The organism is Pseudomonas duriflava, assembly GCF_007830155.1.
In the GTDB taxonomy this organism is placed as follows: Bacteria; Pseudomonadota; Gammaproteobacteria; order Pseudomonadales; family Pseudomonadaceae; genus Chryseomonas; species Chryseomonas duriflava.
Window position 1 is genome coordinate 251,534 of sequence record NZ_VLKY01000002.1, and the last position, 14,668, is coordinate 266,201.

A 14,668-nucleotide genomic window follows, 5' to 3' on the forward strand; every position below is an offset into this window, starting at 1 on the left:
GTAGGAGCTACAAAGACGAATGCCACCGTGAACCAGTCGACTTTTCAAAAGCGACTGGTACGCTGATGGTTCAGTAATGGACTCGTCATGACGCGCATTTCTACTCTTTCCCTGGACGACGACGAAGGCATCGACCGCAAGGCGCTTAAACAAGTGCGCTCTCGGTTTTTAACCGTTAACGCCGGCCGCCTCGCCCGTGCGCTGGAAGGCTTACCGCCGCGCCAGCAGCCGGTGCTGACGCTTCTGCCGCTTCTGCTTCATGTCAATCATCCCCTGTTGCCTGGCTACGTATCGGCCAACACGCCGGCAGGCCTGACTGGCTTCGAGCCCAGCGACGAACAGCTCGCCGAAGCCCGCCGCCTGACTCGAAGCTTTGCCTACAAGCCCGCCCGGCTCTCACGCGAGGAGCCCCTGCATGGCCTGTACCTGATGGGTAGCCTTGGTACCCTGACCCAGGCCGACAGTAGCGATCTGGACGTCTGGCTCTGCTACGACCCTGCCCTACCGGAGCCGGCCCTGGCCGAGTTACAGCGAAAGTGCACCTTGTTGGAGACCTGGGCAGCCACTCAAGGCGCCGAGCTTCATGTCTTCCTGATCAATGCCGACCTGTTTCGCCTCGGCCAGCGCTCCGGGCTGCTGACCTCTGACGATTGCGGGACGGCCCAGCATCTCCTGCTATTGGATGAGTTCTACCGTACGGCCCTCTGGCTGGGTGGTCGCACGCCGATCTGGTGGCAGGTTCCGATCAGTCAGGAGCCCCACTACGACGCCTTTACCCAGCGGTTGCTGACCCAGCGCTTCTTACGTGAGCGCGACGTGCTCGATTTTGGGCATATCCATACCATCCCGGCCGGCGAATACATCGGCGCCGGTCTCTGGCAACTGTTCAAGGGAATCGCTTCGCCGTACAAGTCGGTACTCAAGTTGCTGCTCACCGAACTCTATGCCGATGAACATCCACAGACCGAGACCCTCAGCCGTCGTTTCAAGCAGGCCGTACAGGCCGGTGTGGTCGACCTTAACCGGCTGGATCCGTACATGCTGGTCTACCAGCGCCTGGAGGAGTACCTGCTGCAACGAGGCGACACGGACCGCCTTGAGCTGGTCCGCCGTTGCCTCTACGTCAAGGTAGGCAAGCCGCTCAGCCATCCGCCGCGCCAGGGTTGCAAGAGTTGGCAGCGTCTGCTTATGGAAAAGCTGACCCAGGCCTGGGGCTGGGACGAGCATTATCTCCGCCAGCTGGATGCCCGACAGGACTGGAAAGTCGACGATGTCATGGCCGAACGGCGCATCCTGGTCAATGCCCTGACCTACAGCTACCGCTTCCTCGCGCAGTTCGCCCAGCAGCGACAGGCGGAAAGCCGGATCGGCTCCCGGGACCTCAATGTGCTGGGTCGTCGCCTGTATGCAGCCTTCGAACGCAAGGTGGGGAAAATTGATTATATCAACCCCGGCATCGCCCCTGATCTGGCCGAGCCCATACTGACGCTGATACAGGAAGAAAAACCCTTCGGCGAGGAAAAGCGATACTGGTCCCTGCACCGCGGCAATCTGACCGAGCCGGAAAGCATGCTTCGCGCCCCACTCAAGCGCGCCTGGAGCCTGGCGGAGCTCTTGGCCTGGGGCCGCTACAATGGCGTCATCGACAGCGCCACGCGCTTTACCCTGCATGCGGGTGAAAGCGACCTGACGCCCTTTGAGCTGAACAATCTGACCCAGAGCTTGCTGAACAGCTTTATCGAGCGTCCAGAGACAGTTCCTGAAGAGGCCCTGTTACGCCCTGCCGCCCCGCAAGAGGTGCTGTTGCTGATCAACGTAGGCGTCGACCCGCTCTACCAGCACAGCCAGCGCAACGTATATCTCACCAGCGATCACATTGACGCGCTGGGCTATGCCGGCATGCGCGAAAATCTGGTTCTCACCCTGGACCAGATTACCCTGAACAGCTGGAACGAACTCCTGGTCAGCCGTTTCGACGGCCCCCATGCTCTGCTCGACTGTTTGTGTGCCTACTTCAACGACCTGCCCGAGCCAGGCGATGCGCCTACTCCACGCTTGCAGATTCGTAGTTTCTGCCGCAACCGGGCACCGCTTATCGTCGAGCGGGTACAAACAGTCTTTGATGAAATACGCACGGCCTTTTTGCATGAGCAAAAGACTCGTTATCTCCTGCAGATTCAACAGGGATACCACTTGCTCGAATTGCGTGGGGATCAATTGGGCCATACGCCTTTGCCTGACCGAAACGCTCTGTTGGCCCACCTGTCCACCCCGCAGAAAGCGTGGACGCCGATCAAGCTCGACCCGCATGCGCTACAAGGCGACGAGCTGAGCCTGATCCTGCCGCTGGGCCGCACCGGTAGCGTTCAGGTGTTTTATCGGAAAGACAGCGAAACCGCCCGCGTCTACGTGCTAGATGAGCACAGCGCGCTCTGGTCGCAACAGCTGCCCTTCCATGACGAGCACACCCTGCTGGCCCCGTTACAGCGCTTCCTGAATTCCGTACAGTACCGCCGTAGTGCGCAGCTCTCCCTGCCGACTGGGCAGGAGCCTCAGGAAGCCGTGCAGTACCATCACATCGTGCCGCCTGCGCCGCAGCGCGCCCGGTATCTGGAGCGGCGCCTGATTGATCTACCGCTGGAAAAGGTCCCGTACTACGCTGTGCAGGCGATCGTGACCCACGACGAGGCAGGGCGGCGTCTGGTGACCTTGTACTGTGACCATCGGGAATTCTCCGAGCTTGAGCATGGCACCCGGCTGTACCACGAAGTAGCCCGCCACATCCTGGCGCGACGCCGTACCGGCGAGCGCTACCGCTGCTACCTTACCGACCTTGACCTGCCGCAGCGGCCGGGCCAGGCGCCTCCGCCTACACTTGTCTATCTGACGCTCAAGACAGAGCTGGAAGAAGCGCTGAACCAGGCCTTTGACTGAGGAAAACGTTAAAAGCCTGCGGCTTTAGGCGTTTCATCAAGTTCGAGCAAGGCGAGACGCAAGGTCTTGCCGCCCGGTGCTTCGCACTCCACGCTCTGACCGACAGACTGCCCGAGCAGAGCGCTACCGATAGGCGCCAGGACCGATACGGTTCCTTCTGCCCCGGCCTCCTTGGGATAGACCAATCGCAGATGGTACTCCTTGCCACTGGCCTCTTCACGGCAATGTACCGTGGAATGCATCGTCACGATCGTACCCTTGACCTCGGTATCCGGTACGACCCGAGCCCGGCTGAGCTCGTCTTCGAGTGCTTCGGCCGCCGGGCCAAATTCTTCCAGGTTGTCGAGCAAACGATCAAGCTGCTGGTAATCGGTCTGGGTGATGATGGGCTGTGGTGCCTGATGCATGACGGCCTCCTTGGGCTGAAAGTCGGAAACCCATGGCCGTCCAAGCGGCCACGGTGCTTCGAAAAACTGAGTGGGCAATGCCCGAATGATGGGTGCCGTGAAAGACGGCACATAAGAAAACGGCGTTCAAACGCACAGACCTGACCGTATCACAGCTCTTGCAACAGAAGGAACACTGGCTGAGCGCTATCGTGACCGGCGGGCCTGACGAGCGCGGGCTGCCGTCAGAATGGCCTGACGCTCAGTGCCGGAGGCTTTGCTCCAGACAAGAATATCGGCAAGGGTACGTCCGCAGCCCAGACAGACATCATGGTCGTCCAGGCAGCAGCGCCGGATACAGGGCGACTCGACCGTCGCCCCGGCGGACCTCTCAGAGGGGGCTGAAGTCGACGTCATCGCCAATCTGTTCACGCGTGACACGGCTTAGCAGTATGCCCAGTGGCTCCTTTGTACTGTCGCAGATCCACTGACCGCTCGCCTCGTCATAGTCAAAGTGATAACCGCCCGAGCGTGCCGCCACCCATAGCTGGCGCAGCGGAGGTTGTCGGCTAAAGATGATCTGGGTGCCATTTTCGAAGCGCACCGTCAGGATGCCACCACTGTTTTCCACATCCAGATCCAGGTCGGTTTGATCCAAAATGTCCTCTACCGCTTGCTGGGTAGTCTCGACGAGATCATAAAAGCGGGCTTCGTTCAGGCTGCTCATGGAATTCCTTGAATCGTAGGGATAATCATCGACGTTACCCGCCCGTCCTTTTCCCGTCCAGTAGGCAGACATCATGCCTATCGGGCGGCCCGGCCGGTTACATAGGCAAGGCGCCGGGTGCCGGGTATACTCGGGCGCAATCATGCTTTTCAAAGGATTCGCCATGAAGCGCCTTTCCCTCGCCCTAATCGCCTTGGCATGCCTGGTTGCAGGCTGCGGTCAAAAAGGGGCCCTGTATCTTCCAGATGACGAAAAAGCCGCCCATCAGCATCGTCACGATCAGTTCTGATATCAGGAGTCCCCCATGGAATCTTTTACTACCCGCGCAGGTAGCCTGCATGCGGAAGGCGTATCGCTGAATGCACTTGCCGAACGCTTCGGCACACCCACCTACGTCTATTCCCGTGCGCACATCGAAGGCCAGTACCGCGCTTATACCGATGCGCTCGCCGGCCTGCCCCATCTTGTCTGCTTTGCGGTCAAGGCCAACTCGAACCTGGGTGTACTTAATGTTCTGGCCCGCCTGGGCGCCGGTTTCGATATTGTCTCCCGCGGCGAGCTGGAACGTGTCCTGGCCGCCGGTGGCGACGCCCGCAAGGTCGTATTTTCCGGCGTTGGCAAAACCCGTGATGATATGCGCCGTGCCTTGGAAGTAGGCGTGCACTGCTTTAACGTAGAATCTCGCGTCGAGCTTGAGCGTTTGCAGGATGTTGCCGCCGAGATGGGCCTGAAGGCCCCGATCTCGCTACGCGTGAACCCTGACGTGGATGCCGGTACGCACCCGTATATCTCTACAGGACTCAAGGAAAACAAGTTCGGTATTGATATTGCCGAGGCTGAAGCTGTCTATGCCCGTGCCGCCGAGCTGCCAAACTTGGAAATTGTCGGCGTGGACTGCCACATCGGCTCACAGCTCACCACGCTCGAACCTTTCATCGACGCCCTAGATCGCCTGCTGGCGTTGATTGACCGCCTGGCCGAACGCGGCATTGCGATTCGCCACCTGGACCTGGGCGGTGGACTGGGCGTGCGCTACCGCGATGAGCAACCACCGCTGGCCGGCGACTACATCAAGGCTATCCGCGAGCGCATCGCCGGGCGTGACATAGCCCTGGTCTTCGAGCCCGGTCGCTTTATTGTTGCCAATGCTGGCGTACTGCTGACGCGCGTGGAATACCTCAAGCACACCGAGCACAAGGATTTCGCCATTATCGACGCGGCCATGAATGACTTGATCCGCCCGGCGCTCTATGAAGCCTGGATGGACGTCACCCCCGTGACAGCCCGTGGGGGTGAAACGCGTCCTTACGACCTGGTCGGCCCTATCTGCGAAACAGGCGATTTTCTCGCCAAAAATCGTGACCTGGCTCTGGAGGAAGGCGATCTCTTGGCAATCCGCTCGGCCGGGGCCTATGGCTTTACCATGAGCTCGAACTACAACAGTCGCGGCCGTGCGGCCGAGGTGATGGTGGATGGTGACCAGGCGTTCGAAGTACGTCGCCGCGAGACAGTCGAGGAACTCTACGCAGGCGAAAGCCGCCTACCGGAGTGACCTTTCATGTTATTGCGGTTCACCAAGATGCACGGGCTTGGCAACGATTTCATGGTCCTTGACCTGATCAGCCAGCACGCGCATATCCAGCCCAAGCATGCCCGACAATGGGGTGATCGGCATACCGGCATCGGCTTCGATCAGCTTCTGATCGTCGAGACACCGAGCAATCCGGATGTGGATTTTCGCTACCGGATCTTTAATGCCGATGGCTCGGAGGTTGAACAGTGCGGCAACGGGGCCCGCTGCTTTGCCCGCTTCGTGTTTGACAAGCGCCTGACGGTCAAGAAAACCATCAAGGTCGAGACCAAAGGCGGCATTATCGAGCTGCGCCTGCGTAACGATAATCAGGTTACTGTGGACATGGGCGCACCGCGCCTGACCCCCAAGCAGATTCCGTTCGAGGCCGATAGCGAGGCCATCAGTTACCCGGTGCAGGTCGAAGGCCGCACCGTTGAGCTTGCTGCCGTCTCCATGGGAAATCCTCATGGCGTGCTGCGCGTCGACAATGTTGATACTGCGCCGGTCCATGAACTTGGCCCGAAGCTTGAGCACCACATGCGCTTTCCCAACCGTGCCAATATTGGTTTTCTTCAGATTATTGACGAACACCGCGCGCGGCTGCGTGTATGGGAGCGCGGCGCCGGCGAGACGCAGGCCTGCGGAACAGGGGCTTGCGCTGCCGTAGTCGCAGGCATCCGCCAGGGTTGGCTTCAGTCGCCCGTGCAAATCGAACTCCCGGGCGGCCAGCTTGATATCGAGTGGGCCGGCCCTGGCAAACCCGTGTTGATGACCGGCCCCGCTGTCCGAGTCTACGAAGGCCAGGTACGCTTATGACCGACCAGACGCCCCCATTAGATGCTGACCAGGTTGCCGCCTGGCTGGAGCAGCACCCCGACTTCTTTACCGACCGAGAGGATCTGCTTGCCGACATGCGCATCCCGCATCAGCGCGGCACTACCGTGTCTCTTGTGGAGCGTCAGTTAGGTTTGCTGCGCGATCGCAATGCCGAACTGCGTCACCGTCTGGCCCATCTGATGGACGTCGCGCGCGATAATGATCGGCTGTTCGACAAGACTCGCCGCCTCGTGCTCGACCTATTAGACGCCAATACCTTGGAAGACGTGATCAGTACCGTCGAGGACAGCCTGCGCCATGAGTTCAAGGTGCCCTACGTTGGCCTGATCCTGTTCCATGAAGTGCCTCTGCCGGTCGGTCGTAGCGTGACCAGTGCCGAGGCGCATCAGGTCATCGGCGGCTTGCTGTCCGGCGGCAAGGCGGTCAGCGGTGTGTTACGCCCGCACGAATTGCAATTCTTGTTCGGCGAAGCTGCCCAGGATGAAGTCGGATCAGCAGCCGTCGCGCCCTTGATTTATCAGGGCATGCACGGCGTGCTGGCTATTGGCAGCCCTGATCCCCAGCACTACAAGAGCTCGCTCGGCACTGTCTTTCTGACGCACGTAGCCGAAGTGCTGTCCCGCACGCTGCTGCGCTTCCCCACTCCACTTCGCTCGGTACGCTGACATGGAAGAACACCTCGATGCTTACTGCCACCACCTGCGCAGCGAGCGTCAGGTGTCCGCCCATACGCTTGACGGCTACCGCCGCGACCTGCTGAAACTCTTAGCCTTCTGCCGGGATGAGCACCTTGAAGACTGGTCCCGCCTCGATGCGCGTCGGCTACGCGCCCTTATCGTCCAGCTGCACCGCCAGGGCCAGTCCAGCCGCAGCCTGGCGCGACTGTTATCGGCCATCCGAGGCTTCTATCGGTATCTGATCCGTGAAGGCGTCTGCCAGCACGATCCGGCAAATGGCGTCACGGCGCCCAAAGGGCAGAAACCGCTCCCCAAAAATCTCGACGTAGACCGTACGACGCAACTGCTGGAAGGCGCTGTGGAAGATGACTTTATCGCCCTGCGCGACCAGGCCATGCTGGAGCTGTTCTACTCGTCCGGCCTTCGCCTATCCGAACTGGTGGGCCTGGATATCGTTGACCTCGACCTGCCTGACGGCCTGGCCAGCGTACGCGGCAAAGGTAACAAGCGCCGCGTAGTGCCTGTCGGCAGTAAGGCACGAGAAGCGCTCGAACGCTGGCTGCCCCAGCGCGCCCTGGCGGCACAGTGCGAGGCGGTTTTCATTGGCCAGCGTGGCCAGCGCCTCACCCCGCGCGCCATCCAGCTGCGAGTCCGCGAGGCTGGCGTGCGCGAGCTCGGCCAGCACCTGCACCCGCACATGCTACGCCACAGCTTTGCCAGCCATCTGCTTGAATCCTCGCGAGACCTACGCGCTGTACAAGAGCTACTCGGCCATGCCGATATTGCCACGACCCAAATCTATACCCATCTGGATTTTGGTCACCTTGCTCAGGTCTATGACGATACCCACCCACGCGCCAAGCGAAAAACGGGAGCGACATGACGATCCGTCTGATTACTTTTGACCTTGACGACACCCTGTGGGACATCGCCCCAGTCATCCACAGCGCCGAAGCGGCACTAAAGGCCTGGATGGAAGCCGAAGCCCCGCGCCTCGGCCCCGTACCGGTCGAACACCTCTGGGAGATTCGCGACCGTCTGCTAGGCCAGGATGCCGGTCTCAAGCACCGAGTCAGCGAGTTACGCCGTCGCGTCATTCATGGTGCGCTGCAGGATGCCGGCTACGCTGAGCCGGAGGCAGGCCAATTGGCCGAACAGGGTTTTCAGATCTATCTGGCTGCCCGCCAGCAGGTCACCCTTTACGAGGATGTACACGAAACCCTGGAAAAGCTGTCGCTGCGCTATGACCTGGGCGTGCTTACCAACGGTAACGCCAATGTGCATGAGATCGGCCTGGCGGACTATTTCCGCTTCGCCCTGTGCGCTGAAGAACTCGGCATCGGCAAGCCCGATCCGCACCCGTTCAACGAAGCCATTCGCCGGGCCGGAGTCCCTGCCGAAACGGCTGTACACGTTGGGGATAATCCTGTCGACGATATCCAAGGGGCTCAACGGGCCGGCTTGCGGGCCGTCTGGTTCAACCCGACGGCCAAGCCCTGGGAGGGTGACACCCTGCCGGATGCGGAAATCCGCAGCTTGAAGGAATTGCCTGCCGTCATTGAGCGCTGGAGCTAGGCAGCGCCTTAGTCCTGATCGAATGACTGATCCATGACCAGCGCCGGCTGGTCATGGCGGGGCGTCCCGACCGGCCTGGCCGGATTACCCACAACAGTAGTGTGCGGGGCGACTGGTTTAAGTACGACACTGCCTGCGCCCACTTTGGCTCCCTCCCCAATCTCGATGTTACCGAGAATCTTCGCACCGGCCCCGATCATCACACCCCGGCGAACCTTGGGATGCCGATCACCGCATTCCTTGCCCGTCCCGCCTAGCGTTACCGATTGCAGAATCGAAACATCATCTTCAATTACTGCCGTTTCGCCGATCACGATACCAGTGCCGTGATCAAACATGATGCCCTGGCCGATCCGGCTGGCCGGATGGATATCGACCCCCAACGCCTCATTGCAGCGCGCCTGGATATACAGCGCCAGCATCCTATGGCCATCGAGCCAGAGAGGATGGGCCATGCGATAGGCCTGAATGGCTAGAAAGCCCTTCGAAAACAGAAAGACTTCCAGCATCGAATCGAAGGCTGGATCACGGGATACCGTTGCCTCAAGATCGGCCCAGGCCTGCATGGCTATAGCAGGACGGCTCTGCTGGAGCGTAGCAAGACGCACCGTCAGGGCTTCTCGTTGAACAGGGTCGATGTTCAGCATGTGGCTCACGCGAAACGCCAGGGCCGCACCCAACTCGTCATGGGTCAGGATCGACTCGGTCAGCCAGGGTGCCAGCGCCGGCTCCCGGCCAATGGCATCATCGGCCATCCGGCGCAAGGTGCTCCAACGCTCCGCGGCGAGTAAGGAGGAAGTCATAGGTCAGCCCTACACAAAATCGGCTGTACAGCATACGCCCCGCCAGACATAAAAAAACCCGCCATGAAAGCGGGTTTTTAGTTAAATAGGGCGGCTGCCGTATTTGCTGTCCGGCTTCTTGGGCGGGTCAGACACGACGTTAGGCTCGATCTCCTGAACCTTGCCACCCCGCGCCAGGAATTCCTCCATGGCTCGAGCCAACGCGTCACGTTCTTTCTGCTTCGCCTCGATCGAGGGCAATTCCTCAGGCTCAGGCTCTTTCTTCTTTTTCCCCTTGCCTGTTGCAACAGGCTCGTCAACATCGGCGCTATCGTCGACCTCTACGTCAGGCTCATCTGCCGCGGCAGCAAAGTCCTCGGTATCGTCATCGTCGGTCGCTTCGATGTCGTCCTGCTCCAGCTCTTCATCACTCATAAAAAACCCTCGAAAACAGGTTAGTTATTGACCAGCCGCGCTCTTTGACGTGACTGCCCACAAAAAATTCATGCTGGCATACCCTGTAAGGTAGCCATTATCCGACGAGCGCCGCCGTGATCGCGGTGCTCGCCCAGGTAAATGCCCTGCCAAGTGCCCAGCGCGAGCCTTCCAGCCTGCACAGGAAGGGTCAGGCTGCAGCCCAGTAGGCTGCTCTTGAAGTGCGCGGGCAAATCGTCCGGCCCTTCATAATCATGTTCGTAACCTGCCTCGCCCTGCGGGACGAGACGGTTAAAGAACCGCTCAAAATCACGCCGCACGGCACTGTCGGCGTTTTCGTTTATTGTCAGCGACGCCGAGGTATGTTGCAGCCATAAATGCAACAGGCCGACCTGGCACGTCTCAAGCTCGGGCAGGGCTGCCGTTACCTCGTCCGTGACAAGATGAAAGCCCCGGCTACGGGCGCGCAGGGTAATCTGTCGCTGGTGCCACATGGTGGACTCCTAGGCTCGCTGGGCGCGCATTCTAGCGCGGCGCCCGGAAAAACAAAGAGGCGATTTGAAGCTGTCGTTCTGACCGAAGCCTAACGCCCATGTTCCAGGCGACTTAAGTATATTTTTTAGGAGCAAATAATACGAAAAAGGCGCCTGGAGGCGCCTTTCTGCGAATGGCTAATACTTACAGGTTGTAACCACGCTCATTATGCAGCGTCAGGTCGAGGCCGACGGTTTCTTCCTCTTCGCTGACTCGCAGCCCCATAACCACGTCGATTACTTTCAGAATGACGAAGGTCAGGATGCCGGTGTACACCACTGTGAACAGCACACCCTTGAGCTGGATCCAGAGCTGAGTGGCAATGCTGGTGACTTCACCGAAACCACCTAGCGCTGGTGCCGCGAAAATACCTGTCAGCAGCGCGCCGACGATACCGCCTACCCCATGCACACCAAAGGCATCCAGGGAGTCGTCATAGCCCAGCTTGCGCTTGAGGCTCGTGGCGCAGAAGAAGCAGATTACACCCGCCACCAGACCAATGATCAATGCGCCCATCGGGCCCACCGTACCGGCTGCCGGCGTGATGGCGACCAGACCGGCGACCACGCCCGAGGCGATTCCCAACGCACTGGGCTTGCCGTGGGTAACCCACTCGGCAAACATCCAGCCCAGGGCGGCCGCGGCAGTAGCGATTTGCGTGACCAGCATGGCCATACCCGCAGTACCGTTGGCAGCCACCGCAGAGCCCGCGTTGAAACCGAACCAGCCTACCCACAACATGGCAGCGCCAACTAGGGTGTAGCCCAGGTTATGCGGTGCCATCGGCGTAGTCGGATAGCCCTTGCGCTTGCCAAGCATCAGGGCTGCAACCAGACCTGCAATACCGGCATTGATATGCACGACGGTGCCACCCGCGAAGTCCAGTACGCCCCAGTCCCACATCAGCCCGCCGTCACCGCTCCACACCATATGGGCGATTGGCGTATACACCAGGGTGAACCAGACAGCCGTAAATACCAGCATGGCCGAAAACTTCATGCGCTCGGCAAAGGCACCCACGATCAGCGAGAGGGTAATGATGGCAAAGGTCAGCTGGAAGGTGATGAAAATACTTTCGGGAAACAGCGCAGAAGCACCGGTCAGCCCGTCGTGGGTCAAGCCGCTCAGGAAAGCCTTGGATAACCCACCGATAAAGGAATTTACGTTGGTCACGCCGGCTTCCATACCTGTGGTATCGAAGGCCAGGCTATAGCCGTAGAGCATCCAGAGAATAGTGACCAGGCCGGTGATGGCAAAACATTGCATCATGACCGACAAAATATTCTTGGCGCGTACCATACCGCCGTAGAACAGCGCCAGACCGGGAATGGTCATGAAAAGCACGAGTGCTGTAGATATCAGCATCCAGGCCGTATCGCCGCTGTTCAACGTCGGCTCCGCCGCTACTTCCTGGGCCAAGGCCAGACTGGGCATAGCGAGGGACAAAAGGGCTCCTAGCCCTGCGTACTTGCGCAGAGTCATGATGTTCTCCTGGGGCTTTGGGGTATGGAGTACGGTTTTTTTAGATAGCGTCGGTGTCGGTTTCGCCGGTCCGGATACGGATCGCCTGCTCCAGATTCACCACAAAGATCTTGCCGTCACCAATCTTGCCGGTGTTGGCTGCCTTGGTAATGGCTTCGATAACGCGGTCGAGCTGGTCGTCAGCGATGGCTACGTCAATCTTTACCTTCGGCAGGAAATCGACAACGTACTCGGCGCCGCGGTACAACTCGGTATGGCCCTTCTGCCGTCCGAAGCCTTTGACTTCGGTCACAGTGATGCCCTGAACGCCGATCTCGGATAACGACTCGCGTACATCGTCGAGCTTGAACGGCTTAATAATGGCGGTGACTAGTTTCATGAACTTCTCCCGAATAAGTGACTTGCCCCAGGAACGAACCCCGATTCAAGTCTAAGCGCAGTCTTCGGCTTTGTAACGTCGCGTGCTTATCACCCGCGTCGTTACGCCAGGTTTCCTATCGAAGCGGCGGCTCATTCCATGACCGCCTCGGCCGTGCCACGTGCATCTCTTACTGCGCTAAAGCAGAAAGCTTGCCAGTTCGCTGAAAAGCACGTGGCGCAAGGGATAGCGCCGAATGGGAGAGCAAATGAAGGGTATTGCCACAAGCTCTTCGTCTCGTTTTGCACCATAAAAGGGCACCGCTTCATCCTGGACCGCCCAAAAACCGTGCAGATGCGCGGCGGGACGGCCCTGTTAGCGGGCGTGCTACACTGATTTCTACATTTTTTTGGATGACGCGTATGTTTCCGCCCAAAGCACTACTCGACTCCCTGACTCAACAAGCCAGCCGCCTGTTTGGCGAGAACTCGCCGCGTGCCGATATCGAGAACCAGCTCAAGGCTCTAATGCAAAGTGCCTTCAGCCGTCTCGACCTGGTCAGCCGCGAGGAGTTTGATACACAGATGGCGGTACTGGAGCGTACCCGCGCGCGCTTGGAAGCGCTCGAAGCCCGCCTGGCCGAGCTGGAAGCCAAAGACAAACCCGCTGAGAGCACGGCGGATACTCAGGAAGAAACACCGGCCATTATTGTCCCGCCGCTGACCGAATAATCCGGTTGGCGGCATGATCAAGGAGCGATCATGTCTCTTGCCATCGTGCATAGCCGCGCCCAAGTGGGCGTGGAAGCCCCCTGTGTCACTGTTGAAGCGCATTTGGCCAATGGCCTGCCCGCGCTGACGCTGGTCGGCCTGCCTGAAACGGCCGTCAAGGAAAGCAAAGATCGCGTACGTAGCGCGATCCTGAACTCAGGGTTCGACTTTCCAGCCCGTCGCATTACCCTCAATCTCGCCCCGGCCGACCTGCCCAAAGATGGCGGGCGCTTTGATCTGGCCATCGCCCTGGGCATCCTGGCGGCCAGTGCACAGCTCCCTGCCGAGGCCCTGACCAATATCGAATGCCTGGGCGAACTGGCGCTTTCCGGCAGCCTACGGCCTGTGCAGGGCGTGCTGCCTGCCGCACTGGCCGCACGCGAAGCGGGACGCACCCTGATCGTGCCGCATGAAAATGCCGAGGAGGCCAGCCTGGCTGGTGGTCTCAAGGTGATTGCAGCAGGTCATTTGCTTGAGCTTGCCGCGCATTTTACTGGGCAGACGGTATTACCAGTGTATGAGGCGCAAGGGCTGACTCATCAGCCGCACCCCTATCCCGATCTCATTGATGTGCAAGGCCAGGCCGCTGCCAAGCGCGCCCTGATCGTGGCGGCCGCGGGCTCGCACAATCTGCTGCTGGCGGGGCCACCGGGGACCGGCAAAACCTTGTTGGCCAGCCGCCTGCCTGGGTTGTTGCCCCCGCTGAACGAAGCCGAGGCTCTGGAAGTGGCCGCTATCCACTCCGTGGCCAGCCACATGCCTATGACCCATTGGCCGCAGCGACCGTTTCGCCAGCCGCACCACTCCGCGTCCGGCCCGGCTCTGGTTGGTGGCGGAAGCCGCCCGCGGCCGGGCGAGATCACGCTTGCCCACCAGGGTGTGCTGTTTCTGGATGAATTACCCGAATTCGACCGCAAGGTGCTGGAGGTTTTGCGCGAGCCGCTGGAGAGTGGCGAGATCGTGATTTCCCGTGCGCGGGATCGGGTGCGCTTCCCGGCCCGCTTTCAGCTGGTTGCGGCCATGAATCCGTGCCCCTGCGGTTACCTGGGCGATCCTGCGGGCCGCTGCCGGTGCACGCCGGACCAGGTGCAGCGTTATCGTGGTAAACTTTCCGGTCCACTGCTGGACCGGATCGACATGCATATCACCGTCGCCCGGGAAAGCGTGCGTCTGGGCGGCTCCGAACCTGGTATCACTACCGGCCGGATCAGCACTGGACAGGCTGCCGAACAGGTAGCCCTTGCACGGGGACGGCAGCTTGCGCGCCAAGGCGTGGCAAATGCCTTTCTGGATCTGCGAGCCCTGCACCAGCATTGTGCATTGGCTGCAGACGATCAGCAGTGGATCGAGAGCGCAGGTGAACGGCTAGGGCTGTCCCTGCGCGCCCTGCACCGTGTGATCAAGGTGGCCCGTACGTTAGCTGATCTTGCAACGGAACCGCGTATTGCGCGGTCTCATCTGGCGGAAGCATTGCAGTACAGACCCACGAGTGCCTGAGGCGAACGCCATAATCATCGCCTCTTCTTAACGCCGGTTCCCTGATCGAATCGGCCAAGGCACTCCTTTCCGCCACCTTGGCGCCGACAGAAAAAGGAGCC

General features: G+C 60.0%; 17 protein-coding genes. 9 read left to right on the plus strand and 8 right to left on the minus strand.

Annotation, left to right across the window (positions count from 1 at the left end; genetic code table 11):
• The first annotated feature begins 87 nt into the window (after window positions 1-87).
• Entirely contained in the window at window positions 88-2,934 is a 2,847-nt protein-coding gene (locus IQ22_RS03600) for a class I adenylate cyclase (RefSeq protein WP_145138189.1), read from the plus strand.
• Window positions 2,935-2,942: 8 nt separating this feature from the next.
• Here the strand turns inward: IQ22_RS03600 and rnk are convergent, their stop codons facing one another.
• The 3 genes from rnk to cyaY all read right to left on the minus strand — a co-directional run bounded on the left by rnk (window position 2,943) and on the right by cyaY (window position 4,047).
• A complete protein-coding gene (gene rnk / locus IQ22_RS03605) occupies window positions 2,943-3,341 on the minus strand; it encodes a nucleoside diphosphate kinase regulator (protein ID WP_145138192.1) in 399 nt (132 codons plus the stop codon).
• 186 nt (window positions 3,342-3,527) lie between these two features.
• The gene (locus IQ22_RS03610) at window positions 3,528-3,737 is read right to left on the minus strand and encodes a DUF1289 domain-containing protein (protein ID WP_145138195.1); all 210 of its coding nucleotides are present in this window, start codon (window positions 3,735-3,737) and stop codon (window positions 3,528-3,530) included.
• Window positions 3,712-4,047 carry an iron donor protein CyaY gene (gene cyaY, locus IQ22_RS03615; RefSeq protein WP_145138739.1) on the minus strand — a complete coding sequence of 112 codons (336 nt, stop codon included), beginning with the start codon at window positions 4,045-4,047 and terminating at the stop codon, window positions 3,712-3,714. Before cyaY ends, IQ22_RS03610 begins: the two co-directional genes overlap by 26 nt.
• A gap of 163 nt (window positions 4,048-4,210) precedes the next feature.
• Here cyaY and lptM point away from each other — a divergent pair, with 163 nt between their 5' ends.
• The 6 genes from lptM to IQ22_RS03645 are packed head-to-tail and all read left to right on the plus strand — an operon-like array spanning window position 4,211 to window position 8,709.
• Complete coding sequence (gene lptM / locus IQ22_RS03620) at window positions 4,211-4,336, plus strand: LPS translocon maturation chaperone LptM (protein WP_145138198.1); 126 nt, start codon at window positions 4,211-4,213, stop codon at window positions 4,334-4,336.
• 15 nt (window positions 4,337-4,351) lie between these two features.
• Complete coding sequence (gene lysA / locus IQ22_RS03625) at window positions 4,352-5,599, plus strand: diaminopimelate decarboxylase (RefSeq protein WP_145138200.1); 1,248 nt, start codon at window positions 4,352-4,354, stop codon at window positions 5,597-5,599.
• A 6-nt stretch (window positions 5,600-5,605) separates the two neighbouring features.
• On the plus strand, window positions 5,606-6,436 hold the full coding sequence (gene dapF, locus IQ22_RS03630; protein WP_145138203.1) for a diaminopimelate epimerase: 831 nt from the start codon (window positions 5,606-5,608) through the stop codon (window positions 6,434-6,436).
• Entirely contained in the window at window positions 6,433-7,122 is a 690-nt protein-coding gene (locus IQ22_RS03635) for a DUF484 family protein (protein WP_145138206.1), read from the plus strand. Before dapF ends, IQ22_RS03635 begins: the two co-directional genes overlap by 4 nt.
• A 1-nt stretch (window position 7,123) precedes the next feature.
• Window positions 7,124-8,017 (plus strand): tyrosine recombinase XerC, encoded by an 894-nt coding sequence (gene xerC / locus IQ22_RS03640; RefSeq protein WP_145138209.1) that lies wholly within the window; start codon window positions 7,124-7,126, stop codon window positions 8,015-8,017.
• Window positions 8,014-8,709, plus strand: coding sequence for an HAD family hydrolase (locus tag IQ22_RS03645; RefSeq protein ID WP_145138212.1), 696 nt, complete (start codon window positions 8,014-8,016; stop codon window positions 8,707-8,709). Before xerC ends, IQ22_RS03645 begins: the two co-directional genes overlap by 4 nt.
• An 8-nt stretch (window positions 8,710-8,717) precedes the next feature.
• Here IQ22_RS03645 and cysE read toward each other — a convergent pair whose 3' ends face one another.
• The 5 genes from cysE to glnK form a co-directional block, all read right to left on the minus strand.
• Window positions 8,718-9,512: a serine O-acetyltransferase gene (gene cysE / locus IQ22_RS03650; RefSeq protein WP_145138215.1), complete on the minus strand. Its 795-nt coding sequence runs from the start codon at window positions 9,510-9,512 to the stop codon at window positions 8,718-8,720.
• Between the two features lie 81 nt (window positions 9,513-9,593).
• Entirely contained in the window at window positions 9,594-9,926 is a 333-nt protein-coding gene (gene sutA / locus IQ22_RS03655) for a transcriptional regulator SutA (protein ID WP_145138218.1), read from the minus strand.
• Between the two features lie 68 nt (window positions 9,927-9,994).
• Entirely contained in the window at window positions 9,995-10,420 is a 426-nt protein-coding gene (locus IQ22_RS03660; RefSeq protein WP_145138221.1) for a secondary thiamine-phosphate synthase enzyme YjbQ, read from the minus strand.
• A gap of 184 nt (window positions 10,421-10,604) precedes the next feature.
• On the minus strand, window positions 10,605-11,942 hold the full coding sequence (locus IQ22_RS03665) for an ammonium transporter (protein ID WP_145138223.1): 1,338 nt from the start codon (window positions 11,940-11,942) through the stop codon (window positions 10,605-10,607).
• A gap of 40 nt (window positions 11,943-11,982) precedes the next feature.
• The gene (gene glnK, locus IQ22_RS03670; protein ID WP_003096476.1) at window positions 11,983-12,321 is read right to left on the minus strand and encodes a P-II family nitrogen regulator; all 339 of its coding nucleotides are present in this window, start codon (window positions 12,319-12,321) and stop codon (window positions 11,983-11,985) included.
• A gap of 401 nt (window positions 12,322-12,722) precedes the next feature.
• Here glnK and IQ22_RS03675 point away from each other — a divergent pair, with 401 nt between their 5' ends.
• Both IQ22_RS03675 and IQ22_RS03680 read left to right on the plus strand, forming a co-directional pair.
• Window positions 12,723-13,031, plus strand: a complete 309-nt coding sequence (locus IQ22_RS03675) for an accessory factor UbiK family protein (RefSeq protein WP_145138226.1) — start codon at window positions 12,723-12,725, stop codon at window positions 13,029-13,031.
• Window positions 13,032-13,061: 30 nt separating this feature from the next.
• Complete coding sequence (locus IQ22_RS03680) at window positions 13,062-14,567, plus strand: YifB family Mg chelatase-like AAA ATPase (protein ID WP_145138228.1); 1,506 nt, start codon at window positions 13,062-13,064, stop codon at window positions 14,565-14,567.
• The last annotated feature ends 101 nt before the right edge of the window (window positions 14,568-14,668 follow it).

Bases quoted from the DNA above. Each gene is read 5' to 3' on its own strand.
- rnk (WP_145138192.1), bottom strand. From the start codon at position 3,341: ATGCATCAGGCACCACAGCCCATCATCACCCAGACCGATTACCAGCAG.
- IQ22_RS03680 (WP_145138228.1), top strand. From the start codon at position 13,062: ATGTCTCTTGCCATCGTGCATAGCCGCGCCCAAGTGGGCGTGGAAGCC.
- IQ22_RS03675 (WP_145138226.1), top strand. From the start codon at position 12,723: ATGTTTCCGCCCAAAGCACTACTCGACTCCCTGACTCAACAAGCCAGC.
- lptM (WP_145138198.1), top strand. From the start codon at position 4,211: ATGAAGCGCCTTTCCCTCGCCCTAATCGCCTTGGCATGCCTGGTTGCA.
- IQ22_RS03610 (WP_145138195.1), bottom strand. From the start codon at position 3,737: ATGACGTCGACTTCAGCCCCCTCTGAGAGGTCCGCCGGGGCGACGGTC.
- lysA (WP_145138200.1), top strand. From the start codon at position 4,352: ATGGAATCTTTTACTACCCGCGCAGGTAGCCTGCATGCGGAAGGCGTA.
- IQ22_RS03665 (WP_145138223.1), bottom strand. From the start codon at position 11,942: ATGACTCTGCGCAAGTACGCAGGGCTAGGAGCCCTTTTGTCCCTCGCT.
- cyaY (WP_145138739.1), bottom strand. From the start codon at position 4,047: ATGAGCAGCCTGAACGAAGCCCGCTTTTATGATCTCGTCGAGACTACC.
- IQ22_RS03660 (WP_145138221.1), bottom strand. From the start codon at position 10,420: ATGTGGCACCAGCGACAGATTACCCTGCGCGCCCGTAGCCGGGGCTTT.
- xerC (WP_145138209.1), top strand. From the start codon at position 7,124: ATGGAAGAACACCTCGATGCTTACTGCCACCACCTGCGCAGCGAGCGT.
- glnK (WP_003096476.1), bottom strand. From the start codon at position 12,321: ATGAAACTAGTCACCGCCATTATTAAGCCGTTCAAGCTCGACGATGTA.
- dapF (WP_145138203.1), top strand. From the start codon at position 5,606: ATGTTATTGCGGTTCACCAAGATGCACGGGCTTGGCAACGATTTCATG.
- IQ22_RS03600 (WP_145138189.1), top strand. From the start codon at position 88: ATGACGCGCATTTCTACTCTTTCCCTGGACGACGACGAAGGCATCGAC.
- cysE (WP_145138215.1), bottom strand. From the start codon at position 9,512: ATGACTTCCTCCTTACTCGCCGCGGAGCGTTGGAGCACCTTGCGCCGG.
- IQ22_RS03635 (WP_145138206.1), top strand. From the start codon at position 6,433: ATGACCGACCAGACGCCCCCATTAGATGCTGACCAGGTTGCCGCCTGG.
- sutA (WP_145138218.1), bottom strand. From the start codon at position 9,926: ATGAGTGATGAAGAGCTGGAGCAGGACGACATCGAAGCGACCGACGAT.
- IQ22_RS03645 (WP_145138212.1), top strand. From the start codon at position 8,014: ATGACGATCCGTCTGATTACTTTTGACCTTGACGACACCCTGTGGGAC.